The sequence below is a fragment of the Empedobacter falsenii genome (assembly GCF_013488205.1).
Taxonomy (GTDB): domain Bacteria; phylum Bacteroidota; class Bacteroidia; order Flavobacteriales; family Weeksellaceae; genus Empedobacter; species Empedobacter falsenii_C.
Map to the genome: position 1 here is coordinate 3,170,599 of NZ_CP040908.1, position 26,052 is coordinate 3,196,650.

Annotated in this window: 17 protein-coding genes, 2 tRNA genes, 3 rRNA genes and 2 pseudogenes; 3 read left to right on the forward strand and 21 right to left on the reverse strand. The window is 33.7% G+C overall.

Annotated elements, in window-relative coordinates:
- Positions 1–8 precede the first annotated feature (8 nt).
- Both FH779_RS14850 and FH779_RS14855 read right to left on the reverse strand, forming a co-directional pair.
- Positions 9–656 carry a DUF2306 domain-containing protein gene (locus tag FH779_RS14850; protein ID WP_180905253.1) on the reverse strand — a complete coding sequence of 216 codons (648 nt, stop codon included), beginning with the start codon at positions 654–656 and terminating at the stop codon, positions 9–11.
- A gap of 94 nt (positions 657–750) precedes the next feature.
- The gene (locus FH779_RS14855; protein ID WP_038332506.1) at positions 751–1,251 is read right to left on the reverse strand and encodes a regulatory protein RecX; all 501 of its coding nucleotides are present in this window, start codon (positions 1,249–1,251) and stop codon (positions 751–753) included.
- 145 nt (positions 1,252–1,396) lie between these two features.
- On the opposite strand from FH779_RS14855, the gene FH779_RS14860 reads away from it, so the two are divergent.
- Positions 1,397–2,470, forward strand: coding sequence for an acyltransferase family protein (locus FH779_RS14860; RefSeq protein WP_180905254.1), 1,074 nt, complete (start codon positions 1,397–1,399; stop codon positions 2,468–2,470).
- Positions 2,471–2,524: 54 nt separating this feature from the next.
- On the opposite strand, the gene rpe is transcribed toward FH779_RS14860, so the two are convergent.
- The 3 genes from rpe to FH779_RS14875 all read right to left on the reverse strand — a co-directional run bounded on the left by rpe (position 2,525) and on the right by FH779_RS14875 (position 4,294).
- Positions 2,525–3,172 (reverse strand): ribulose-phosphate 3-epimerase, encoded by a 648-nt coding sequence (gene rpe / locus FH779_RS14865; RefSeq protein ID WP_180905255.1) that lies wholly within the window; start codon positions 3,170–3,172, stop codon positions 2,525–2,527.
- An 84-nt stretch (positions 3,173–3,256) separates the two neighbouring features.
- Complete coding sequence (locus FH779_RS14870) at positions 3,257–3,844, reverse strand: hypothetical protein (protein WP_180905256.1); 588 nt, start codon at positions 3,842–3,844, stop codon at positions 3,257–3,259.
- A gap of 60 nt (positions 3,845–3,904) precedes the next feature.
- Complete coding sequence (locus tag FH779_RS14875; protein WP_180905257.1) at positions 3,905–4,294, reverse strand: hypothetical protein; 390 nt, start codon at positions 4,292–4,294, stop codon at positions 3,905–3,907.
- 98 nt (positions 4,295–4,392) lie between these two features.
- Here FH779_RS14875 and mgtE point away from each other — a divergent pair, with 98 nt between their 5' ends.
- Positions 4,393–5,712 (forward strand): magnesium transporter, encoded by a 1,320-nt coding sequence (gene mgtE / locus FH779_RS14880; RefSeq protein ID WP_180905258.1) that lies wholly within the window; start codon positions 4,393–4,395, stop codon positions 5,710–5,712.
- A 39-nt stretch (positions 5,713–5,751) separates the two neighbouring features.
- Here mgtE and FH779_RS14885 read toward each other — a convergent pair whose 3' ends face one another.
- The 12 genes and pseudogenes from FH779_RS14885 to FH779_RS14940 form a co-directional block, all read right to left on the reverse strand.
- Positions 5,752–6,618, reverse strand: coding sequence for a sigma-70 family RNA polymerase sigma factor (locus tag FH779_RS14885; protein WP_019975176.1), 867 nt, complete (start codon positions 6,616–6,618; stop codon positions 5,752–5,754).
- 124 nt (positions 6,619–6,742) lie between these two features.
- Positions 6,743–7,684: a formimidoylglutamase gene (hutG, locus tag FH779_RS14890; RefSeq protein WP_180905259.1), complete on the reverse strand. Its 942-nt coding sequence runs from the start codon at positions 7,682–7,684 to the stop codon at positions 6,743–6,745.
- Between the two features lie 2 nt (positions 7,685–7,686).
- Positions 7,687–8,292 carry a trimeric intracellular cation channel family protein gene (locus tag FH779_RS14895; RefSeq protein WP_038332494.1) on the reverse strand — a complete coding sequence of 202 codons (606 nt, stop codon included), beginning with the start codon at positions 8,290–8,292 and terminating at the stop codon, positions 7,687–7,689.
- 38 nt (positions 8,293–8,330) lie between these two features.
- Complete coding sequence (locus FH779_RS14900; protein WP_180905260.1) at positions 8,331–8,939, reverse strand: trimeric intracellular cation channel family protein; 609 nt, start codon at positions 8,937–8,939, stop codon at positions 8,331–8,333.
- A 127-nt stretch (positions 8,940–9,066) separates the two neighbouring features.
- Positions 9,067–10,449: pseudogene (locus tag FH779_RS17690) on the reverse strand (NAD(P)-binding domain-containing protein).
- A gap of 665 nt (positions 10,450–11,114) precedes the next feature.
- A 5S ribosomal RNA gene (gene rrf, locus FH779_RS14910) occupies positions 11,115–11,223 on the reverse strand.
- Between the two features lie 181 nt (positions 11,224–11,404).
- Positions 11,405–14,188: ribosomal RNA gene (locus FH779_RS14915) — 23S ribosomal RNA — on the reverse strand.
- Between the two features lie 187 nt (positions 14,189–14,375).
- A tRNA-Ala gene (locus tag FH779_RS14920) sits at positions 14,376–14,449 on the reverse strand.
- A gap of 15 nt (positions 14,450–14,464) precedes the next feature.
- Positions 14,465–14,538 (reverse strand) — tRNA-Ile (locus FH779_RS14925).
- A 104-nt stretch (positions 14,539–14,642) separates the two neighbouring features.
- Positions 14,643–16,161 (reverse strand): 16S ribosomal RNA (locus tag FH779_RS14930).
- Together the 16S, 23S and 5S rRNA genes with 2 tRNA genes alongside form the textbook arrangement of a ribosomal RNA operon.
- Positions 16,162–17,020: 859 nt before the next feature.
- Positions 17,021–18,097: an HpaII family restriction endonuclease gene (locus tag FH779_RS14935; RefSeq protein WP_180905261.1), complete on the reverse strand. Its 1,077-nt coding sequence runs from the start codon at positions 18,095–18,097 to the stop codon at positions 17,021–17,023.
- On the reverse strand, positions 18,094–19,233 hold the full coding sequence (locus tag FH779_RS14940) for a DNA cytosine methyltransferase (RefSeq protein ID WP_244957973.1): 1,140 nt from the start codon (positions 19,231–19,233) through the stop codon (positions 18,094–18,096). The genes FH779_RS14935 and FH779_RS14940 overlap by 4 nt, the downstream gene beginning before the upstream one ends.
- A gap of 604 nt (positions 19,234–19,837) precedes the next feature.
- On the opposite strand from FH779_RS14940, the pseudogene FH779_RS17610 reads away from it, so the two are divergent.
- Positions 19,838–20,158, forward strand: a pseudogene (locus FH779_RS17610) (transposase); the annotation flags it as partial.
- Positions 20,159–20,308: 150 nt separating this feature from the next.
- On the opposite strand, the gene FH779_RS14950 reads toward FH779_RS17610, so the two are convergent.
- The 4 genes from FH779_RS14950 to FH779_RS14965 all read right to left on the reverse strand — a co-directional run bounded on the left by FH779_RS14950 (position 20,309) and on the right by FH779_RS14965 (position 26,017).
- The gene (locus FH779_RS14950; protein WP_171623951.1) at positions 20,309–21,253 is read right to left on the reverse strand and encodes a hypothetical protein; all 945 of its coding nucleotides are present in this window, start codon (positions 21,251–21,253) and stop codon (positions 20,309–20,311) included.
- A gap of 1,137 nt (positions 21,254–22,390) precedes the next feature.
- Positions 22,391–23,611, reverse strand: a complete 1,221-nt coding sequence (locus FH779_RS14955) for a bifunctional folylpolyglutamate synthase/dihydrofolate synthase (protein WP_180905263.1) — start codon at positions 23,609–23,611, stop codon at positions 22,391–22,393.
- A gap of 100 nt (positions 23,612–23,711) precedes the next feature.
- A complete protein-coding gene (gene nhaA, locus FH779_RS14960) occupies positions 23,712–24,872 on the reverse strand; it encodes a Na+/H+ antiporter NhaA (protein ID WP_180905264.1) in 1,161 nt (386 codons plus the stop codon).
- Between the two features lie 83 nt (positions 24,873–24,955).
- On the reverse strand, positions 24,956–26,017 hold the full coding sequence (locus tag FH779_RS14965) for a sterol desaturase family protein (protein WP_244957975.1): 1,062 nt from the start codon (positions 26,015–26,017) through the stop codon (positions 24,956–24,958).
- Between the last annotated feature and the right edge of the window lie 35 nt (positions 26,018–26,052).

Sequence of the window (26,052 nt, forward strand, 5' to 3'; positions counted from 1 at the left end):
AAAGATAATCAATTCACTGCAACTTTTTTATTTAGTTTTTTTGACCAAGAAAAAATATAAATCGTTCCGATAATTGAAGGTACAATCCAAAAATAAATATTATCTCCAAATCCAGCGCCTGCAACCAAAAACGCTGTTACTGAAGCGATATAAGCGCCAACCATTTTCCCAACATGATTCATTGTCCATATTTTATAATTCTCTGGATTCTTGTAAAAAATAAAATCTCGATAAGACATAAATCCTCCTAAAAACCCAAAAATTAAATACAACAATCCAATTGCATTGCTTGTGAAAAGTGGAAGTAATCCAAAAACAATCATCACAATAGATGTGATAAACATTGCTCCAGAAATGATTTTATCCAAATTATTCGAGTAATTTTTGCGTTTATAATTCAGAATTCTATTTCCGATCAAAATCATATAAATCGTGAAAATACCAATCATTAAAAGAAAAGAATTGTGGTGATTTGGGAAAGCACAAATGATTAGCGAAAGAATAGAACTGACTAACATACCAATCGAAAATATTTTCCCCACTTTTTTGTGCGTCGAGTTTCCTTTTTTTATGATCATAACAGCAGTTCCAGCAACCAAACCAATTCCTCCGAAAAATGCGTGAATGTAAATAATGATTTTGACTAAATTTTCCATAATGTGTTTATTTATTATGGAATAAAATTAAGTGAAGTCGTTTTTAATTTTAAAAATTATTGACCGAATTGTCGAATTTCGTGGATGAATTGTATTACTCTTTTGTTTTCACTGTTTCGATAGCATCATTCATCAAATCGAACTCGTAACCTTTGTAGGCTAAATATGCTTTTACTTTGTTTATTTTCTTGAAAGATTCTCGCTCAGAAGCTAATAAATTGAACTTTTTCTGTGTTAAATGCAATAAATTATTCCAATATTTATCCAAATCAATTTCTTCCTTAAATGCTTTTTCAATTAATTTTTGATCAATTTGACGCATTTTTAATTCTTGACGAAGACGATTTCTTCCCCACATTTTTTGATTGACTTTTCCTCGAACAAAGCTATGTACAAATCGTTCTTCATTCAGAAATCCGTAATGAATTAACTTAAAAAGAATCTCATCTTTCGCTTCTGGAATCAAATCAAAATCACGTAGTTTTTTCTCTACTTCCCAATGACAACGATCTTGATAAAGACAATATTTTGCCATTTTATCTTTGATTTCATCAATCGTATAAATCTTTTTTTGGTTGTCTTTAGAGAAATTCATGTAACAAAGTTAAGATTTTAATGAGAGAATTAGAAAATGTAAGATGATCAACATCTTTTATCGCTAACCATAACAAAATATTTATATGAAACAATAAGTGGTTTAATAATTTATATATTTGCTGATAACTATTATATCTAAACTATTGAAAACTTCAAGAATATCAATCCTTGATGGATTACGCGTATTTGCAATTCTTATTGTAATTATATCTCATTATTTACATAAATACGATTTACATGGAAATCAATTTCTAGAATTTGTACAAAATTATGGTTATTTTGGAGTTCCATTTTTCTTTGTAATATCAGGATTTGTTATTTTATACTCTCTTGAAACAACAAATAGTTACAAAGATTTTTTGAAAAAAAGATATATTAGATTAGCTCCAGGAATGTTAATTTGTTCTATTATTACATTCAGTTTTTTTAAATTTATATACACTGGAGATGGTTATACTAATTCCAAATCTTTCGCAAATTTATTGATTGCAAATACCTTTATAGACCCACACGTATTTAATTTACCATCTGGAACTCTTAAATATTACTATATAGATGGATCTTATTGGAGTCTCTGGGTTGAAGTTTGTTTTTATTTATTAATAGGTTTTTTATATTTCAAAAATCGAGAAAATTATATCCAAAACTTTGTACTTATTTGTGCCATTGGCTTTCCTATCTATTTTACTTTAAGTAGTAGTTTTGCTCATAAATTTTTAGAACCATATCTAAGTACGCCAACCTTAGATTACTTAAAATTAATAAGTAGATGTTTGGTATTATTTAGAGAAAGTTTTTGGTTTATGATAGGTATGTTTTTATATAAATTATATCATGATAAAACTGATAAAAAATACATTCTATATATTATTATTTGTGGTGTTATATTAGTTTTACAAGAGAAGTTAGACATTGGTTTTTCATTTTTAACAATTTTTACTCTTGCTATTTATTTAACCTTTATATACCAACCAAAATGTCTTAATTTCTTAACAAATCCAATTATCACAAAAATCGGAGTTAGTTCCTATTCAATATACCTTATTCACAGCTATTTAGGTTCTGGTATTATCGAAATGTACAATCATCACATAGGTAGAGAATCGTATGTTATTTACTTTGTTATGATTATTTCAGTAATACTATTTGGACTTTTTAGTTATAAATATTTAGAAAGACCAATTTCAAATTTTATCAAAAAGATCTTATTTAAATAAAAAAACTGAATCATTTCTGATTCAGTTTTTTTATTATTTATTAACCTATTTTTATTAAGCTTTTTGTAATTCCGCTATATATTCTGTTGGATTCTCAGCATTGAAAACTGCCGAACCTGCAACTAAAGCGTCTGCACCAGCTTCTACCAATTTTGATGCATTTTGTACACCAACTCCTCCATCAATTTCGATGATCACATTTGCATTAGCTTCTGTAATCATTTTTTTCAATTTTGATACTTTGTTGTATGTATTCTCAATGAATTTTTGACCTCCAAAACCTGGATTAACACTCATAATTAACACTAAGTCTAGATCGTTAATCACATCTTCTAAAACAGATACTGATGTATGCGGATTAAGCGCCACTCCTGCTTTCATTCCTTCTGCTTTTATGGCCTGAATTGTACGATGTAAATGTGTACACGCTTCGTAATGAACAGTCAAAATATCTGCGCCAACTTGTTTGAAAATTGAAATATAACGATCTGGATCAACAATCATTAAATGTACATCCAAAACTTTGTCTGTTAACGAATTTATTTTCTCAATAATTGGCATTCCGTAAGAGATATTTGGAACAAAAACGCCGTCCATTACATCTAAATGAAACCATTCGGCTTGAGAATTATTAACCATTTCGATGTCTTTTGCTAAATTCCCGAAATCGGCTGCTAAAATTGATGGTGCTACTATTGGCATAATCTTATTTGTTGTTTGTTTGTATTTTGTGGTGCAAAGGTAATGAAATAAAAAAATCGTTGAAAACTCAACGATTTATATTTTTTAGAAATTATAACCAACTCGAAAGCCTAAATCTAAGGCAACTCCTGTATTTGTACTCTTTACTTCTGATGTTGTATAATTATCAAAATCATAGTTTGTATATGTTTCTTGATAAAGAGAAAGTCCTAATCCTGTATAAAACTCGTAAAAAAAGTTTTGAGCAAAAGAACGTTTAAATCCATAATTGAATGTAATAGAACCTTGCGGATTAACACCTAAATTATCACTATTAGACGTTGTTAACCAATCTGGCGTATAAGTTCCTTTTAAAGCAATATAATTCCCAGAATTATTTTTGGTGTTTTTTCCTTTACCAATTCTTCGGTCAAAATTATAATAATAACGTCCTTCTAAAGCTATATTTGTTGTCAAAATATACTCAAAATCACTCCCATAAAAATCGCTATAGCTGTATCTGAAACCTCCTAAATAATCTAAAGATCCAACAGCCGTAAAATTTTCGGATAAAGCTTTTTCATATTGAATTCCGATTCCAATAAAACTAACGTTTGCATTAAACAAATCTGTTGCTTTTTCTTGAGCAAATAGTGAAGATGATAATAAGAGAGTAAATAACAGTTTTTTCATTTTCAGTGTTAATTAATTCAATACGAATATAACAGAAAAAATGATTCAGCAAAATTATTTTTAATCCAAGAAAACTCTATTGTCAATAAAGTTATAAGGTTCTTCGTCTTTCAATTCTTCGTTGATGATAAAATGAATCGAATCTTTTGACATAAAAATATAAGTATAAATATCTGCCATCTCATCAGAATCTCTAAACTCGTAATATTCATCACCAATCGTACACCAAACGCCTTCGTCTTCAGAAAAAGTTACACGATCATCACTATAAATCGTTTTAAAGTTAACCGTCATTGTGCCGTCAGCTTTTCTATTGACCATCCAACTATTTGTTTCTCCTTTAAAAAATTTCCCATGATCAGTTCCAGACCAAATTCCAACAAATCGTTCATCTACATCCATAGATTTTATATATTCTTTCATTTGGTTTTGATCAGCTTTGTTCATCATGATTTTCTATATTAAAATTAGCTTAAAAGTAGCCAATCTATACTTCTTCTCATCTCAAAAAGACTTAATTTGCAGCTTGGGATAAAAACAACAAATTTATGGAAAATAATATGCTTAATCAACATCCAGCAGATATTGCCGAACAATTAACTGCACTGAACGTAAAGGAAAGAAATATCGCTTTTTATTCGCTTTCGAATGATGATAAAGTTGAAGTATTCTCCTATTTTGAACCCGATATTCAGTACGAAATTGTAAAAAGTTTGACGGACGAAGATTTAGCCGAGGTTTTGAACAATCTTGATCCTGATGACCGAACAGAACTTTTTGAAAATTTCCCAGATCAATTAATCAAACATTCCATTAATCTTTTAAATCCTGAAGAACGTGCTACAGCACTGAATTTGATTGGATACAAAGAAGATTCGATTGCACGTTTAATGACACCAAATTATATTCAGGTAAAAGAACATTATACAGTAAAACAAGTTTTGGCTCACATCAAAAAGTATGGAAAAAAAGCGGAAACGTTGACGTATATTTTTATTGTTGATGGAAAAAATAGATTGATTGATGATTTAAAAATTGGCGAAATTCTTTTGGCTGATGAAGATACGAAAGTAGAAGATTTGATCGATCATAATTTTGTTTCAATCAAGACGACGACTCCTTTAGAAGATGCGTTAGAAGTTTTTGATAAATACGATCGTTCTGCTATGCCAATTGTGACAGAAAATGATGTTTTGGTCGGAATTGTAACCTTCGACGACATCTTGGATCGAATGAAAATGCGTGATACAGAAGATATTCAGAAATTCGGAGGAATGGAAGAATTGGATGTTTCGTATACTAAAACACCTATTGCGGAATTAATCAAAAAGCGCGCAGGTTGGCTGGTTATCTTATTTATTGGCGAAATGTTTACGGCTTCTGCAATGAGTTATTATGACCAGGAAATCGAAAAAGCGGTTGTGTTGGCTTTATTTGTTCCATTGATTATTTCGAGTGGCGGAAATTCTGGTTCTCAAGCGGCTTCACTGATTATTCGTGCGATGGCTTTGGGCGAATTAAAGCTAAAAGATTGGTGGTATGTAATGAAAAAAGAATTTGCTTCGGGATTAATCTTAGGTGCAATTCTAGGATTTGTGGGTTTTATCCGAATCTTAATTTGGCAAAAAACTGGAATTTATAGTTATGGAGAGTATTGGTTGTATATAGCTTTAACAGTCGCTTTATCTTTAATTGTTATTGTTTTATGGGGAACACTTTCAGGATCTTTAGTTCCATTTATTTTGAGAAAAATTGGATTTGATCCCGCAACAGCATCCTCGCCTTTCGTTGCTACTTTGGTTGACGTTTCAGGATTGATTATCTACTTTACAATTGCTGCAATTTTACTAAGCGGGAAATTATTATAATGAAAAACTCCAACTAAATTTAGGTGGAGTTTTTTATTTTTATCGTCCGATATATGTTTTCAAAATCTTAGATCTTGAAGTATGTTTTAAACGGCGAATTGCTTTTTCTTTAATTTGACGAACACGTTCTCTTGTTAAATCAAACGTTTCTCCAATTTCTTCTAACGTCATTGGGTGTTGTCCGTTTAATCCGAAGTATAAACGAATTAAATCAGCTTCACGAGGCGTTAATGTTTGTAATGCACGTTCAATCTCTACACGTAAAGATTCTATCATCAACTGTACATCTGGAGATGGAGATTCACCAATGTTTAATACATCGTATAAGTTAGAATCTTCTCCTTCTACTAATGGTGCATCCATTGAGACGTGGCGACCAGAGTTTTTCATCGACTCTTTTACATCCCCTTCAGACATATCCAAAACTTCAGAAATTTCTTCTGCAGATGGGGCACGCTCATGTTCTTGTTCTAATAAAGCATAGGCTTTATTAATTTTATTGATCGATCCAATTTTATTTAATGGTAAACGTACAATACGAGATTGTTCTGCTAATGCTTGTAAGATAGATTGACGAATCCACCAAACTGCATACGAGATAAATTTGAAACCACGCGTTTCGTCAAAACGTTGCGCTGCTTTAATCAAACCTAAATTTCCTTCATTAATTAAATCTGGTAAACTTAAACCTTGATTTTGATATTGTTTCGCAACAGATACCACGAAACGTAAGTTTGCTTTTGTTAATTTTTCTAAGGCAACACGATCTCCTGCTTTGATACGTTGTGCTAACTCTACTTCCTCCTCCGCTGTAATCAAATCTACTTTACCAATCTCTTGTAAGTATTTATCCAACGACGCAGTTTCACGATTTGTTACCTGCTTTGTAATTTTAAGCTGTCTCATTTAACTAAAACCCTCCTATTATTAATGATTATTATCGATTTCTTTTGGCATTTTATCAACACCACTATATATGTATACGCAGATAACTGAAAAAGGTTACATAATATTGTAAAATATTTCAGAATTAATATCTTAAAACTTCGTAAATCATTTGTGCAGAGAGTTTCGCTGTCGAGTTATCAACATCAAAAAGCGAATTATATTCAACCAAATCAAAGATTTTCACTTTGTTTGAGTTTATCAAAACCTTCAAAATATATTTAACCTGAAAAGGAGTCAAACCATTAATTGTCGTTGCACTTACACCTGGCGCATAAGCTGCATCAAAAACATCCATATCCAACGAAACATAAAGCGCATCAAATTGTTGAACAATCGTTTTCAAATCGTCTAACACTTTATTCAAATTGAAATGAACTTCATCTGCTAAAATATAATTAGCGCCTAAATTTTCTGCACGTTGAAATAAAGCTTTCGTATTTCCTAATTCTTGAATACCGATTGGAATATAATTGAAAGCTATTTCATTTTCTTCGCAGTACTTAGCCATTTCGTAAAAAGGCGTTCCAGAAGTTGATTGTGGATTTGGCGTTCTCAAATCAAAATGTGCATCAAGATTGATAATTCCAATATTTTTGTATGATTTCGCTAAAGCCAAAAAATCTCCTAAAGCTGTTTCATGTCCACCTCCAATTACAATCGGAAAATGATTTTGTTGAATGATTTTATCAACTTGATTGATTTGTTCATCTCTCGCAGATTCTAGATTCTTATCATCACAGTGAAAATTTCCAGCATCGAAAATAAAATCAGTTTCAGAAAAATGTAAAGGCAAATTCGCTAAACTTTTACGAATCAAATCTGGCGAATTTTTCGCTCCAATTCGCCCTTTATTTCGTTCAACACCTTCTTCCGAACAAAATCCTAAAAGTACTTTTGGTTGAATGGATGATAATTCAAATTTATCATAATCAGAAATTACTTGATGAATTCTTAAACCTAATTCTCCATCTTCAGAATCAATTCTTCCTGTCCAATTTTCTTGATTAAATGGTGTTTTTTGCATGATTAATAAAATTTAGGTAACGACAAATTATATTTTACAGTTACAATACGGATCGCCGCGATAATAGCGCCCGAAACGATGAAATTGATATTACGATCTAATCCAAAATTATCAAAAATTAAATACATCACACCTCCTGCGATACATGCCATTGCATAAATTTCTTTCACAAAAACCGTAGGCGTTCTATTCATCAAAACATCACGTAACATACCACCCATTACAGCGGTCATCATCCCCATCATCACAGAAATAAAATTGTTTGCTCCCAAAGAATGTGCTTTCTCTAAACCTACTATTGTAAATAACGCAATTCCCAATGTATCGAAAAGCATTAATGTTACTCTTAATCGTGAAAAATATTTAAAAAATAATCCTGCCAATAAAATTCCAGCAAAAACTGCGTAAATGACATTCATATCATTTATCCAAACTAACGGATAACTGTTAAGGAATAAATCGCGTAAAGTTCCGCCACCAACAGCTGTTATAAAAGCAAAGCAAGCAATTCCGAACCAATCGTGTTTTTGCCTTTCATCTCCAGCTAAAGCACCAGAAATTGCGAACACAACCGTTCCGAATAATTCAAAAATGTATTGAATTTCCATCTATAAAAAATTAGTTCGCTAAGATACGAATCTATAAATTAATGACTTTTGAATTTCGGTAATGATAAGTTGTATTTGATTGCAGCCAAACGAATTGCGACAATCACACCACCCGAAACAAAGAAATTAATGTTACGATCAAGTCCCAATTTCCATAAAATCATATAAATAACTGCACCACAAAGACATGCAAACGCGTAAATTTCTTTCTTGAAAATAATAGGAACTTCATTCAACATCATATCTCGAATAATGGATCCAAAAACCGCAGTAAACATTCCCATTACAGGTGCAATTACGGGATGAATTCCAAGATTTAGAGCTTTTTCTAAACCAACAATCGTAAATAAAGCAATTCCTAACGTATCAAAAAGCATAAATGTTTTACGAAGTTTCAACAGAGGCTCATAGAAAATTGCCGCTAAAATAACACCAATCCCTACTGCATAAATAAGATTAACATCCTTTATCCACATAATTTCAACGGAAAGTAAAATATCACGAATTGTACCACCTCCAATTGAAGTTAGGAAAGCAATAAAGGTTACACCAAACCAATCGTTACCAGATTTTTCATCTGCTGCTAAAGCGCCCGAAATTCCAAAAAAAAGTGTACCAAATAATTCGAAAAAATATTGAATCTCCATTTCTATTGTATTAAATCATATTGTGTTGTGCTCTGTCAAAAATAAACACTTTTCTTTTTTAACGATGTTTAAATATACAATCGAAAATAAAAAAAGACCAACACATTTGTTAGTCTTTTTGTTAATATTAATAATAATTTGTTTTTTCTAATTGCTTTTCATCAATCGGATCTTCATCCAAATAGCGTTCTAAACTATCATCCAACTCTTTCATCCAAGGTGTGTGATGTTTTTCTGCTTTCGTTTCGTCCATAACTGAGGTATAGGTTTTATCTCGATAAGTTAAAATATTTTCTTCTTTATCTTTTAACCAAGATTTGAACATATTAGCAACTTTATCCAAATCGAACATAGGATAATCAGTTAAATGAATTAAATCCTTCAAATAATCAGTTTGAAAATCAACATGATCATCAGCAGAAATCGATTGTTTTTCATAATCAACCCATTTCTGAATATCTTTTTGAATTTCTTCTTTTGAAGGTAAATTAATTCGTCCCAAAATATAATCACGTGCAAACCATGCTTGCGCATCAAACATATTAAATGTGTAATATTGATCCTGCATTCCCAAAAATAACAATTGAGCATTAACATCTGATATTACACCTTTATACATTCCTTCTGGATACAAACAGTTTTTTGTTTTTAGACGCAAATTATCTGGTAAAAACGGAAATTTGTGTTGATAACCTGTACACATAATCACTGCATCAAACTCTTTTGATGTTCCGTCTTTGAAAAATGCTTTCTTATCCTCAAAATGAGTGACCAAAGGCAATTCTTCTATTCCTTTTGGCCATTTACAATCGATTGGATTTGTACGATAAGAAATTGTGACCGATTTAGTTCCGTGTTTATAGCATTGTACCGCAATATCTTCTGCCGAATAACTACTACCAATCAATAAAATTTCTTTGCCTCTAAATGGATCCGCTCCACGGAAATCATGCGCATGCATTACATTTCCTGTATAATTCTCAATCCCTTTAAAATAAGGCATATTTGGTGTAGAAAAATGTCATGTTCCGACAATTAAATAATCGAAATACTCTTCGAAAGTTTCATTTTTCTTTAAATCATCAAAAACAACGCGAAACTGTTTTTTATCCTCTACATAATCTACCCACCTTGCAACGGTATTAAACTGAATGTACTTTCGCGCATTACTTTGTTTAATTCTCCCTTCTATATAATCGAATAATACTTCTCTAGGTGGATAAGAAGATATTGTTTGACCAAAGTGTTCAGAAAATGTATAATCTGCAAATTCTAAACATTCTTTTGGTCCATTCGACCATAAATATTTATACATACTGCCATGCAATGGCTCTCCGTATTTACCTACTCCTGTACGCCATGTGTAGTTCCACATTCCTCCCCAGTTGTCTTGCTTCTCAAAACATTTAATTTCTGGAATTTTGTTACCTTTTTTTTCTTCTGACTCAAATGCTCTTAACATTGCCAAACCACTTGGTCCAGCCCCGATAATGCCTACTTTTAAACTCATGAATTGTTTTTAATTAAACTTATATGAACTACTCAACTATCTCTCGATAGTAATTGATTTTTATGTCTGAAACGACCTGATATAGAAACTAACTTCTATAAAAACTGTGTAAAACAGAATAGAATGAGTAATCTAATGATTACAACATATAAAGAGATAGAAAACCTCTTGCTGAATAAATAAAATTTTATTCAAAATTAAATTATTCTTCAATGTACTAAAATTATAGCAGATGGACAAATATTAATAAAACATAATGATAAGCGTAATTATTATGGCGTTCCCTTCGGTCGGGCTATCCGTTCCAATCTTTTGTAGAAGAAGATTAGAAGTGATTATAGAAAATACAATTCTTACAAAAGGATTTCCACTACTATCCCTAACGCGGGTTTTTAAGTTCTGAGTTTTGAGTAATAAGTTATAAGACATAAGATTTAAGACTGCCAATAAAAATCTAAGCAAACTAGGAGTGTTATCGAGTTCTGAGTTAATTTTAAAAAGGAAGCTTCCTTTTTATCAAGAAGAAGCTCCTCGTTGAATAATTAGAAGCCTCTTGTTTTATAGAACATAGTCTGGAGATGCGTAAAGCTTAAAACGTTCAGCCTAAAGCGCGACGTATACCCACAAAAAAAGCCTCAAGTTGTTTACTTGAGGCTTTTAATAAAAACTGGCGACGACCTACTCTCCCGTAAATAACAGTACCATCGGCGCAGGCAGGCTTAACTTCTCTGTTCGGAATGGGAAGAGGTGAGCCCTGCAGCTATAGTCACCCTAATATTTTTGTATAGGTCTTAGTTCCTATTATATCTTGACATTATTACTATACAATCTGGTATTACTTTCTTAATCCAAATAAGATTAACTAACCTTCTCTATGACGATTAAATCAATCTTAGTATTTAATCTTTTTTATTTTTGATATTACTATCATTAGCTTTGATTCGTTCTACTTTTTAAGAAAAAGTCTATGGGTAATTAGTACTACTCGACTATGACATCACTGCCTTTACATCTATAGCCTATCAACGTTGTAGTCTACAACGACCCTTTAAAGAAGTCTAATCTTGCGGCGAGTTTCGCACTTATATGCTTTCAGTGCTTATCTCTTCCAAACGTAGCTACTCAGCGGTGCACCTGGCGGCACAACTGATACACCAGAGGTTTGTTCAACACGGTCCTCTCGTACTAGAGTCAACTCCGCTCAAACTTCTAACGATCACAACAGATAGAGACCGAACTGTCTCACGACGTTCTGAACCCAGCTCGCGTGCCACTTTAATGGGCGAACAGCCCAACCCTTGGGACCTTCTCCAGCCCCAGGATGTGACGAGCCGACATCGAGGTGCCGAACCTCCCCGTCGATGTGAGCTCTTGGGGGAGACTAGCCTGTTATCCCCGGAGTACCTTTTATCCTTTGAGCGATGGCCCTTCCATACGGAACCACCGGATCACTATGTCCTGCTTTCGCACCTGATCGACTTGTTGGTCTCACAGTCAAGCACCCTTATGCCATTACACTCTACGCACGGTTACCAAGCGTGCTGAGGGTACCTTTGAAAGCCTCCGTTACTCTTTTGGAGGCGACCACCCCAGTCAAACTACCCACCATGCACTGTCCTTCTATAAAGAAGTTAGGCTCCAAGTAAATAAAGGGTGGTATTTCAACAATGACTCCACAATACCTAGCGATACTGCTTCATAGTCTCCCACCTATCCTACACATTATTTACCCGAAGTCAATACAAAGCTATAGTAAAGGTTCACAGGGTCTTTTCGTCCCGTTGCGATTAACCGGCATCTTCACCGATACTACAATTTCACCGAGATCATGGTTGAGACAGTGCCCAGATCGTTACACCATTCGTGCAGGTCGGAACTTACCCGACAAGGAATTTCGCTACCTTAGGACCGTTATAGTTACGGCCGCCGTTTACTGGGGCTTCAGTCAAAACCTTCGAATTACTTCTAAGCTCCTTCCTTAACCTTCCAGCACCGGGCAGGTGTCAGACCCTATACGTCATATTTCTATTTTGCAGAGTCCTGTGTTTTTGATAAACAGTCGCCTGGGCCTTTTTACTGAGGCTGACATTGCTGTCAGCGACCTTTCTCCCGAAGTTACAGGTCTATTTTGCCTAATTCCTTAACCATGAATCGCTCGAGCGCCTTAGGATACTCTCCTCGACCACCTGTGTCGGTTTACGGTACGGGCTGCACATCTCGCTATTTCTTGGAACAATTTTCAGAGGATTATCACTCTAACCGAAGTCTTCGTGTACTATCCCTACTTTACGTAGGTTCAACGTACTATTCCGTCAGTACGCACCTCCTACAATCATTCGTCACTTTTATTGAGTGCAGGTACGGGAATATTAACCCGTTTGCCATCCACTACCCCGTTAGGGTTCGTGTTAGGTCCCGACTAACCCTCAGCTGATTAGCATAGCTGAGGAAGCCTTAGTCTTACGGCGAATAAGTTTCTCACTTATTTTATCGTTACTCATGCCTACATTTTCTTTTCTAAAAGCTCCACCATCCATTACCAGATGACTTCTGCGCCGTTAGAATGCTCCCCTACCAGTAGTACTTTTGTACTAATCCATAGCTTCGGTAATATGCTTATGCCCGATTATTATCCATGCCGGATCGCTCGACTAGTGAGCTGTTACGCACTCGTTAAATGAATAGCTGCTTCCAAGCTAACATCCTAGCTGTCTATGCAATCCAACCGCGTTTTTTCAACTTAGCATATATTTGGGGACCTTAGCTGATGGTCTGGGTTCTTTCCCTCTCGGACATGGACCTTAGCACCCATGCCCTCACTGCCTAGAAACATATATTAGCATTCGGAGTTTGTCAGGAATTGGTAGGCGGTGAAGCCCCCGCATCCAATCAGTAGCTCTACCTCTAATATACTTAACTAAACGCTGCACCTAAATGCATTTCGGGGAGTACGAGCTATTTCCCAGTTTGATTGGCCTTTCACCCCTACCCACAGGTCATCCGAAGACTTTTCAACGTCAACCGGTTCGGTCCTCCACTTTGTGTTACCAAAGCTTCAACCTGCCCATGGGTAGATCACAAGGTTTCGCGTCTAATACTACTGACTATAGCGCCCTATTCAGACTCGCTTTCGCTACGGCTCCGCACCTGAAGTGCTTAACCTTGCCAGCAACATTAACTCGTAGGCTCATTATGCAAAAGGCACGCCGTCACTCCGAAGAGCTCCGACCGCTTGTAGGCGTACGGTTTCAGGTTCTATTTCAACTTTCTATTCGAAATGCTTTTCACCTTTCCTTCACAGTACTAGTTCACTATCGGTCTTTGAGGAGTATTTAGCCTTGGAAGATGGTCCTCCCATATTCGGACAGAATTTCTCGTGTTCCGCCTTACTCGTTATCAACTTAATAAAAATTTCATTTACGGGACTATCACCCTCTACGGTTAACCTTTCCAGGTTATTCTATTATCATTATAAAGTCTTTAGGGCTAATCCGCGTTCGCTCGCCACTACTTACGGAATCTCAATTGATTTCTTTTCCTATTGGTACTTAGATGTTTCAGTTCCCAACGTTCGCTCTCACTTACGTGAGTGACATGTCTTCAACATGCCGGGTTGTCCCATTCGGAAATCTACGGATTAATGCGTATGTGCCGCTCCCCGTAGCTTATCGCAGCTTATCACGTCCTTCATCGCCTCTCAAAGCCTAGGCATCCGCCGTACGCCCTTTGTAACTTTTTTCTCGATTTAACCGTCATATTATTGAGCGGTTATGTTAATCTTACTCGTTTTCTTGATTAATTGTATACCTTATATAAACTTTGATTTATCTCTAAATCTGTTTTGATTGTATGTTTTTTTTCAATAATGTCAATGAACTCTTCTGCTTTAAACGAATTTCGAAGTTCGAACTTCGTTTATCGCTTCGTGGAGAATATCGGAGTCGAACCGATGACCTCTTGCGTGCAAGGCAAGCGCTCTAGCCAGCTGAGCTAATCCCCCTCTTTACTATATTAGTAGTCTCAGGCAGACTCGAACTGCCGACCTCTACATTATCAGTGTAGCGCTCTAACCAGCTGAGCTATGAGACTCTTTAATACTCTTAAAGAGTGGTCTATATTTATAAATATTACAGAATAAAAAGCCGAATCAAAATCAATCTTCTACTAATAGAAGAAAATTCGTCGTTCTCTAAATATGAGATGTTCCAGCCGCACCTTCCGGTACGGCTACCTTGTTACGACTTAGCCCTAGTTACCAGTTTTACCCTAGGCAGCTCCTTTTACGGTCACCGACTTCAGGTACCCCCAGCTTCCATGGCTTGACGGGCGGTGTGTACAAGGCCCGGGAACGTATTCACCGCATCATGGCTGATATGCGATTACTAGCGATTCCAGCTTCATAGAGTCGAGTTGCAGACTCCAATCCGAACTGAGATAAGTTTTTGAGATTCGCATCTTGTTGCCAAGTAGCTGCCCTCTGTACTTACCATTGTAGCACGTGTGTAGCCCAAGACGTAAGGGCCGTGATGACTTGACGTCGTCCCCACCTTCCTCGCGGTTTGCACCGGCAGTCTCATTAGAGTCCCCGTCTTTAAACGCTGGCAACTAATGATAGGGGTTGCGCTCGTTGCAGGACTTAACCTAACACCTCACGGCACGAGCTGACGACAGCCATGCAGCACCTTGCATTCTGTCCGAAGAAAAATCTATTTCTAGATCTGTCAAATTGCATTTAAGCCTTGGTAAGGTTCCTCGCGTATCATCGAATTAAACCACATGCTCCACCGCTTGTGCGGGCCCCCGTCAATTCCTTTGAGTTTCATTCTTGCGAACGTACTCCCCAGGTGGGATACTTATAACTTTCGCTTAGCCACTGAATCCGAAAATCCAACAGCAAGTATCCATCGTTTACGGCGTGGACTACCAGGGTATCTAATCCTGTTCGCTCCCCACGCTTTCGTCCATCAGCGTCAGTTTATGTTTAGTCACCTGCCTTCGCAATTGGTGTTCTGCGTAATATCTAAGCATTTCACCGCTACACTACACATTCCAGCAACTTCAACATCACTCAAGACTAACAGTATCAATGGCAGTTTCATAGTTAAGCTATGAGATTTCACCACTGACTGATTAATCCGCCTACGGACCCTTTAAACCCAATAAATCCGGATAACGCTTGCACCCTCCGTATTACCGCGGCTGCTGGCACGGAGTTAGCCGGTGCTTATTCTTCTGGTACCTTCAGCTACTTACACGTAAGTAGGTTTATCCCCAGATAAAAGTAGTTTACAACCCATAAGGCCGTCATCCTACACGCGGGATGGCTGGATCAGGCTTCCACCCATTGTCCAATATTCCTCACTGCTGCCTCCCGTAGGAGTCTGGTCCGTGTCTCAGTACCAGTGTGGGGGTTCACCCTCTCAGGCCCCCTAAAGATCATCGTCTTGGTGAGCCGTTACCTCACCAACTAACTAATCTTACGCATGCCTATCCTACTGCGATAAATCTTTCAAAATCTAATGATGCCATTAAATCTGTTATAAAGTATTAATCCTCCTTTCGAAGGGCTATCCTTTTCAGTAGGGCAAGTTGCATACGCGTTACGCACCCGTGCGCCGGTCTCTAGCTCCAGAAAGAACTATACCCCTCGGCTTGCATGTGTTAAGCCTCCCGCTAGCGTTCATCCTGAGCCAGGATCAAACTCTCCATTGTAATTTTTCTTTTGGTATTGCTACCTATGTTTTTACAACTTCGAATTTCCTATAGCTCCATTATTAAAGGATTGACTTCGTTTTATTCGGCTATTTTTTCTTCTGTATATTTTATAATTTCAAATGAACTTCTCATTTAGCAAATCCTCTCGGTATTTGCGGTTGCAAAGGTAATACTTATTTTTTTAACTAACAAAATTTTATTTTAAAAAATTTAAAGTTTTTATTTCAATAAGTCAATTTACTTCGCAGCAAAATCACTCTCGTTATTTGCGGTCGCAAAGGTAAAACTTATTTCTAATTCAACAAAATTTATTTTTAAAAATTTTGTCGCTTGTTTTACTTTATGTCAACTACAATACTACTCGTCTTTCGTATTGGGATTGCAAATATACAACCCATTTTTCCGAACTTCCAAACACATTTTACATTTATTTTACTTTATATCCCTAACTAACTGTTATGACGGGAAATATTTTTTGAGAATTTTAGATTTGAGAAACTAGATAGTAGATTTTAGACCCGAAAACATCGTTTTTACTACACAAAATGATTAGATGTTTTGTTTTTATTACTTATAAATAAAAGTAAAATGTCTACTTTGTGGTTAACGACTCGGGAAAAGTTCCGATATTCATTAATAAAGTCGAGCTAAACTTTAGCTATATAATATATGATAGTTCTAATTACAGGTTCCTCAACAGGTTTTTACCTTCTCCCCTTCTGGCAAGAAGGAAGATTAGTTGTTAGTGGTAGTTTTTATTCATCGTTCCAATGTAGCTCAATTCTTTATTTTTTTTGTCTAACTGAAATAAAAATTGGAGTTGTACAACAGTTACCCTTGTTACATGCTGGCGCTTTTATAGAAATCTAATTTGTAAGTTCAGTTTGAAATAAAGTTTATCATTTTCTTTATAAATACTTCCGAAATCGTGTCTTGAACTACTTGCAGTTTCAAATTTTGTATTTGAATAAAGATAATCCTCAAATTCGTTTCGGTTGTAAATGTGATAACACAAAACTTCTCCATCTTCTTTTACGACTAAATATCCACCAGTTGCATCAAGTTGTCCAGTCCAGACTTTTGACGGCATCATTCCAAGTGCAATATCTGTTATAAATCGCTTGAATTTATACGTGTAAAAAGGATGATTATTCTCCAAATTAAAGTTTAAAGGATTTGTTTCAGAAACTGAATTTATTAATTCGATAGTTTTTGATAAACTTGAAGTAAAGAATTTTTTAAGTGTTTCCGAAACGATTTTGGGTAATGCAGAATCAACCAGAATTAAATTATTTCCAAAAATAGAACTTTCCGTTTTAATAAAATTTAAAGAACCACCTAACGAATAAATTTCTTCAATTCTATCTTTTATTTTACTTCTTGTATCAATTGAATTTATCAAATTGATTTGTTCTTCAGATAAGTTTATGTTTTCAATTTCGTAAATGAAATTAGTAGTTTTTCCAGCATTTAGTAAAGTAGAAGCTCCACCTAATTGTGATTTTATACTAAATCCTAATTCGGGATTCGTTCCAGTTCTTTGGTCGTGAATAACAATTTTAATATCGCTTTTAACTGAAGATTTAGCTTTAATTGATTGACTTTGATATGAATTAATAAATGTTTCAATTTGAGGAATTGAAAAAGTAGCATTTGTTTTTTCTTTTAACTTTTGTAAAAGTAAACTTGCATTTTCTTGAAAATTAGAGATTGAGATTCTAAATTCCTCTTCTCCATTTTTAATTAAAACAATATCGTTTTCATATGAAAACACGAAAGTTCCATTTGACTCATCTCTTAAAACTTTAATAATTGGAAATATTAATGATTCAATTTTATTTAAATCACTATCTCCAGCAAATAATTGTTTATCAGCAATAATTTTAAGAAGCGCATAAACTTCGCTCCATTCACCCTTATTTCCTGTTATCATTTAGTTTTCAGCATTAGTTTAATAATTTCGTTTGCAGTTGCTTGAATAGCTGGTACGGCAACGGAGTTACCGAACTGCTTGTAAGCAGATGCGTCAGCAACTGGAATAATGTAATTATCTGGAAAACCTTGTAATCTTGCCCATTCTCTTGGAGTCATTTTTCGGATTCCTTCTCGATTTACCTCACCTTTAATTTTGGTTGTTGGAGTGAAATCAGTAATTCTATGGTCTAAAACTAAATTTCTTTCACGTCCCATTCCGCCACAAACAACAGCGTTAGCTGTTTGATTATCTTTTATAATTTCGTAACCAAACCCGTTTCCTTTATTTTCGTGTCTTGCTTTGTGATTTACAAGAGTTTGAAGATATTGAGTTGAAAGATAATATTTTGTTTCAACTACATTTTCTTCCTTCACGTCTGCAAAAGTTGAGTTTTGATTTGTTGGTTTTGGATAGCTGAAATTATCAATGCACAAATCTGGATGAAAACCAACAATATAAATACGTTCTCTATTTTGTGGAACTCCAAAATCTTTAGCGTTTACTATTTGAGGTTCTGGAACAAAATATCCTAAGTCGTTACGTAAAACATTTAAAATCGTTTCTAAAGTTTTTCCTTTGTCATGACTTCTTAAACCTTTCACGTTTTCTAAAAAGAATGCTTTTGGTTGTTTACGTTTGATGATTTCAGCAACATCAAAAAATAATGTTCCTCTTGTATCTTCAAATCCTCCACGTTTTCCAGCGATTGAAAATGCTTGACAAGGAAAACCAGCACAAAGTACATCAAAACCGTCTGGAATATATTGTTTTGTTTCTTCTTTTGTAATATCACCAAACGGAGTTTCTCCAAAATTGGCACGATATGTTTTTTGCGCTTGTTTGTCCCATTCGCTAGTAAATACACATTTCCCGCCAAGATTTTGTAAAGCCAAACGGAAACCACCAATTCCAGCAAATAAATCAATAAATTTGAATTTTGGTTTCTCAACTGGTTGGAATGGTACGTTTTCGTTATTGAAAAGTTCTAATTGAAAATTCTTTTCGGAAAAGTAATTTGTATAATCTTCTGAAACGTAATTTTTTAGAATTTCATTTGTATATTCAATAGCATCACTTTTATAAAATTGTGACACTCCGTTTTTATTGTTATGGAGATAATGAGTTATCACAGCATCTTTCACGTCAAAATTAATGATAGGATTTTTCCTATCATTTCTAATTTTATCAAGTGATATTTTTTCCAAAACTTTCATTAATTCAATTTCTCTATAATTGATTGCAATTTACAAAAAATAACCGATGATTTTAAGATTAGGGATTTATGCGTAAAGTTTGGATGCGCTTGCATGTAACGGGCCGCATATTGCCGAAGGCGGGGAAATCGAAGCCTAAAGTTTCGATTTTGCACCGAGGCGAGCCATAACGAATTTTTGTGAGTTAAATTTAAAAAACAAAAACGAATTTTATTCGTTTTTGGCGGAGATAGAAGTACGAACTTTGAATTTAGCACTTTAACCCCGCATTTTGCCAAACCCTTGTGCTTGTTGCACAACTCAAAAATAAAAAAAAATTCGGATCTTGTTGTATGCAAGGACGAAAAGAATTTACCCCACAATTATTTTACGAACTAAGCTTAGAGCGGTTAGTTCAACCGATAACTTTTATCGCCGTGTAAATCAAGCATTAGATTTACATTTTTTGTACAAATCCACTCAAAAATATTACGGCACTCAAGGTCAAGAAAGTATTCACAAACCATTGTACGATAAAATGCACGAAAAACTCACCAAAAACAAAGCGTATCACCGCAGATTAGTAAAGCGTCGAAGTGCTACAGTAGAACCCGTTTTAGGAACGTTGATTAACTTTTTTAACCTAAAACGAATCAACAGCAGAGGAATGTCACAAGCCAATAAACACGTTTTGATGTCAAGTTTATCTTACAACTTGAAGAAATACCTGCGCTTTATTTTCAAAACCCCGAGTGTTTTAGCCCAAGTTGTTTCCCTAAAACAAGGGAAATACAGCTTTTTACAAAAGTACTCCTTCACGACTTAAAAAATGCGTTTTTAAGCAAACCTAATATTACAATTTAGCATATTTCTTTAAAAACAAACCTCACTTAAAATGGCTTAAACGAGGTCAAATATTTTAAATTTTTATAAAAATTGGAGTTGTGCAACAGTTACCCTTGTTAGCCGTAGTTTTTTATTTTTCTAGTTTTGTTTTTAGCGATTCTAACAGTCGTTTTTCAAAATCTCCAATGATACTTTTCGCCCAAAAGTTGGCATAAAAATTCATTTTCGATTCAATTTTATAGTCGCAATTAAGAATTATCTTCGTTTTTGTTTCAGAAATATATTCAAGTGAGTAATTGATGTTTTCAAAATTGAAATAATTACTTTTAAGTAAATGCTGATCGGTTGGTGTTTCTCTTAATTGAGATTTGGACAGATCTATTTTGAAATTGACAAATTCATTTTCTTTAATTTCTGATACATATTCATAAAGTTTCAAGTCATCTGTAAAATGTCCAATTCTGTACATTTGATTTTCGTTTGTCAAAATTTCTGAATTGACAGGTCGTGGAATACCAATTTTTTGATAAAATCCATTCTTGTATTCATCATCAGATATTGTTGGAACTGACAATAAATTAGGGAATATTTCGGCTTTATTTTTATTAATTATTATTTCAGATGAAACGCTGTAAACTTCTTCTTTATTCGGAATTAAGTTTTCAATTGGATTTAACAATAGTGGAATTAAAATAATTGAATAAAGTTTTTTATCTTTTATTCTGTCTTTGACGAAAGCACCAAGCAAAAGACCAATTACTCCAGCAACCAGTAAAAAAGGAAGTCCAATAATTAACAAACACACTAAATCTTCAATTCTTGTAATTAATGCTGCAATTAAAAATAGAATAATGGTAATAATTGGATAGAAGAATAATTTAGCTTTTGATTTGTAAATTTCATTTGAGGAGAAAAGTATCGGAAATAAACCAATAACTATTGGAGTTACCCAAAGAAAACTAATACTGTAAATATTGTAATAATCTTCAAAAATTTCGTTGTCTCCTAAAATTCGAATTATCAGTCCGTAAATTACACCTAAGAATATGCCTAAATATTGAGATTTCTGTTTCATACGGGATTTTGGTAAAATTACGGCTAACTCTCAAATATACGCAACTTTCTATAAAAACCAAATAAAAAGTAAAATAGACGCTATTTACTGAAAGTGAGTAAATTAAATAAGCTAATTAATTGCGTATTTAGAATTGTTTATGGATTTTTTTTATGTGATTTTAAATTCAAATAAAGTTTTACATTAACAAATAAGAGTATTCTGAAATTATAATTGGCCATAAAAACATATAAAAATCGAGTGAATTTTCTTTTATATTTTTTAGACTATCAAACATATTTTTCCAACCTTGAGTTCCAGTCAATATTGAAATGAAAGTAAAATACCCTACGATACTTAAAAATAGAACTAATATTTTTAGTCATAATTTTGATTTAAGTTTCGTGAAAAATCAGCTACATCCTCAAGCTTACTCGCTACTTAAAGGCAGGATGAAGGCAGGATAAAGGCAACATAGTGGCAGTAGAGAGGCAGTAGAGTGTATACAATACTTTTTTTGGATGGTTGGAGTTGAACAAAAAAATGGTGGCTCATTGCGCGCGAGGTTTATATTTTCACTGCATGGAATGATTAGGCGGTGACGATTTGCTGAATCAAGCAAATGGGCAGCGGCTACTTTTGGGTTATGGACTCGGGAAAGGTTTCGCGAAGCGAAATAAATTAGTAAAAAAAAGAAAGGCTACCCAAAATGGATAACCTTATTACTTGTTATATTCTTATTCTGAAAAATTATTTATATAACCGAGTACGTATCATAGGATTGGAAATTGTACTACAATTTTTTAATTTTTATTTTAAAATATTGTGTATCTCCATAAGTACATCCTTGACATTTAGTAACTACTTTTAAATATAAACTATCTACAGCACTATATTCTGATTATAATTTTTTTTTTATTGAATTGAACAAATATAAACTATATAAATCAATCATTTATGCTCTCTCTCTTTAAAAGATGCATTTTTTAGATATTCAACTTGCTGACAAACAACAGCTTACCTATTTTTTTCAAAAAAAACTGAATCATTAAATCGATTTGAATAAACAAGTTATAACAGGATCAGTTTATCCTAATTATTACATCTGTATTTTACCTTTCTAAATAAAAAAATATCAAATCAATTAAAATAATAAAATCAAATCACTTCAGCGACAACGAATGTACTACCACCTATATAAATCATATCATTCACAGAAGCATTATTTTTGGCTGCAAGTAATGCTTTTTCTACAGAATCGAAAAAATGTTTGTCCTGTATATCTTCTGGAATTATTTGATACAGCTCATCAATATCATATTTACGTGGAACATTTGGTTGACAAAAATAATAAGTTGCCTTTTTTGGAAAAAACTGAAGAATTGACAAAACATCTTTATCGTTGACAAATCCCAAAACTAAATGCAATTGATTATAAGCTTGCTCATTTATTTGTTTTGAAACCTCTGCTAAACCATGTGGATTATGCGCAGTATCAGCAACAATTAATGGGTGTTGTCCTAAAATATCCCAACGTCCGCGCAAATTTGTATTCTTTACAACATTCAATAAGCCATTCGTAATATTTTCAGGAGAGACTGCCCAACCTTGTTTTTGCAATTGTTCAATAGCGGTTAAAACGGTACGTTTATTTTTGATTTGATAAGACCCTTTCAAATCTGAAGCTAAATCTTGAAAATGTTTTTCTTCAGCAAAAATGATTTTTGCATTTCTATCTTTCGCTACTTGTTCAAAAATTGTTTTTGTCTCTGCTGTTGTTTCACCAATTACAACCGCTGTATTTGGTTTTATGATACCAGCTTTTTCAAATGCAATTTTGTCCAATGTATCACCCAAAAATTGTGTATGATCTAAACCAATGTTCGTAATCACAGAAAGTTCTGGTAAAATAATATTCGTTGAATCTAATCGTCCGCCCAAACCAGTTTCTATAATCGCGATATCAACTTTCTGTTGTGCAAAATATTCGAAAGCCATCGCAATTGCAATTTCAAAAAAAGATGCTTTTTGATCAATTATTTTTTGCTCATGCTTATTCACAAAATCAATCACAAATTCTTCATCAGCCATTTCTCCATTTACACGTATTCGTTCACGGAAATCTTTGAGATGTGGAGAAGTTGTCAAACCTGTTTTATAACCTGCTTCCTGAAAAATAGAGGCCAACATATGAGACGTACTTCCTTTACCATTTGTCCCTGCAATATGAACCGTTTTAAACTTAGTTTGAGGATTTCCCAAATACTCGCATAACGCTGTAATATTTGTTAAATCTGCTTTCATTGCTGATGCTCCAACACGTTGAAACATTGGTAAATTTGTAAACAACCAATCGATTGTTTCTTGATACGTTCTCATTTATTCAAAAATTTTACACGAAGTTACGGAATCATCTTCAAAAAAAAATCGAATTTCTCCGAAGAAAAATTCGATTCTATTATTTATGAATTGACTATTCTTAATCTGAATAATCTTGTTTTGTAGTTAATAATATTTTCAAAACAATAAATCCAACAATAGCAGCTGTTAACGAAGCTACTAAAATCATCAATTTTGCTTCATTTATATAGCTTGGGTCTTTGAACGCTAACATCGAAACGAAAATGGACATTGTAAATCCAATTCCTCCTAAAATTCCGACACCAAAAACTCGTTTGAAATTGACTGCTGTAGGTAATTCACACAATCCTAATTTAACCGCAATCCATGTAAATAATGTAATTCCGACTGGTTTTCCTACAACTAATCCTAAGAAAATACCCGAAGCTAAAGGAATACTAAAATGTGCTAATCCTCCACCATCTATCGTAATTGCAGTATTTGCCAAAGCAAATAATGGTAGAATAATAAATGCTACTGGAATATGTAAAGCATGCTCCATTTTAGCTGAAAGTGATTTAGAATCGTCCTTATCAAATGGAATTGTAAATGCAACCAAAACTCCCGCAATTGTAGCGTGAATACCCGAATGCAACATAAACCACCAAACAGCAATCCCTCCAATGATATAAGGAATCATTGATTTTATTTTTAATTTATTTAAAGCGAAAAGACCTAACAAAATGGCAATTGCAATTCCGAATTGTGTAAAATCTAAAGGTAATTCTGGGTTTGGATAAAATAATGCAATCACAATAATTGCTCCTAAATCGTCAATCACAGCTAAAGCTGTTAAAAATACTTTAAGAGACAATGGAACTCTTTTTCCTAACATTGTAATAATAGCAACAGCAAAAGCAATATCTGTCGCCATCGGAATTCCAAAACCATGAATAGTATCCGTTCCTTTATTCGTCAAAAAGAAAATAAATGCTGGAATTAACATTCCTCCCAAAGCTGCAAAAACAGGTAAAATTGCTTTTTTAGTATCCGACAATTCACCTACAAAAACTTCTCGTTTTAATTCTAAACCAATCAAGAAAAAGAAAATAGCCATCAAACCATCATTAATCCAATGTGCAAAAGAATGCCCAAACATATCTGTTAACCAAATCGCATCATAAGATTCTGCAATTGGTGAATTGGCTAATAATAAAGAAAACGCAGTACAGAAAATCAATAAAATTCCGCCCGAAGTCTGGCTATGAAAAAATTGGTTAAAAAGTTTAGAAACTATCATTATATTTTTTTTAGTTTGGTAAAAATAATAAACTCGTTTTTAACCGCCTAATCAAAACGAAACAATAAGACCTAAATTATCATTTATATAATCTTTAAAATACTTTTTTGATACCAATTACTAAAATTAAACATCTTTTCGATGATAAAAACGAATATGAAAGGTAAAATCAGCAAGAAATAATTATGAGATTGAATGATAAAAAAACTACAAAACACTAAAAATCTAATATGTTCTAAATACGGTACCCATCTTTTTTGTTCTAATTGTGCACCAATATTTATTAATGTAATCAAGACAAATATAACGAAGAAACCTTTGGTTAAATTATCAAATTGATCAAAATAATATGTTAGAATACTCATCGCGACAAACGATAAAATCAATTGTAAATTAATATAACCTTTGTATTTGAAATGATAACTATTCCCTTTATTCTTAGACACCCATTTCTTTTCAATAATTGGTCTTATTTCCTGATCCATCACTGCTGGACTACCAAAATATATCGTCAATTTTTCTTTAATGGAGGATTTTCTTCGAGCAGCTTCATACAACTCTAAATAATAATGAAAATGTTGCCACAAAAAACTGTAACTATTGATAGGATGCGTCAATCCATATCTTGGTTTTTCTTCTTCTTTCTGAAAAGTACCAAATAATATGTCCCAAAAAACAAATACATCTCCATAATTTTTGTCCAAATATTTTTCGTCAGAAGCATGATGAACACCATGAAGAGAAGGTGTTATAAAAATATATTCAAGCCATTTTTGTTTCTCCAAAATCTGCGTATGCGTAAAAAAAGAATACACGCCATGAACCACCAAAATCGTCATCACTAAATTTGGATGAAAACCAATAAAAGGCAAAATACACCAAAAAATATTGCGAACAATTGCTTGCAAAGTTGTTATACGTACCGCCACCGTAAAATTAAATTCTTCGGATTGATGATGCACAATATGGGCTCCCCAAAAAATATTGACTTCATGTCCCAAACGATGATACCAATACCAAACAAAATCTGTCGCTAAAAGCATCACAACCCAAATCCACCAAGCATTTGAAATATCTAAAAGACGATAATTTTCGTAAATCCAAACATACAAATTGTAAAAACTTACCGTAATAAAAAGATTCAATAATCGTTCTGCAATTCCTATTGAAATATTAGAAA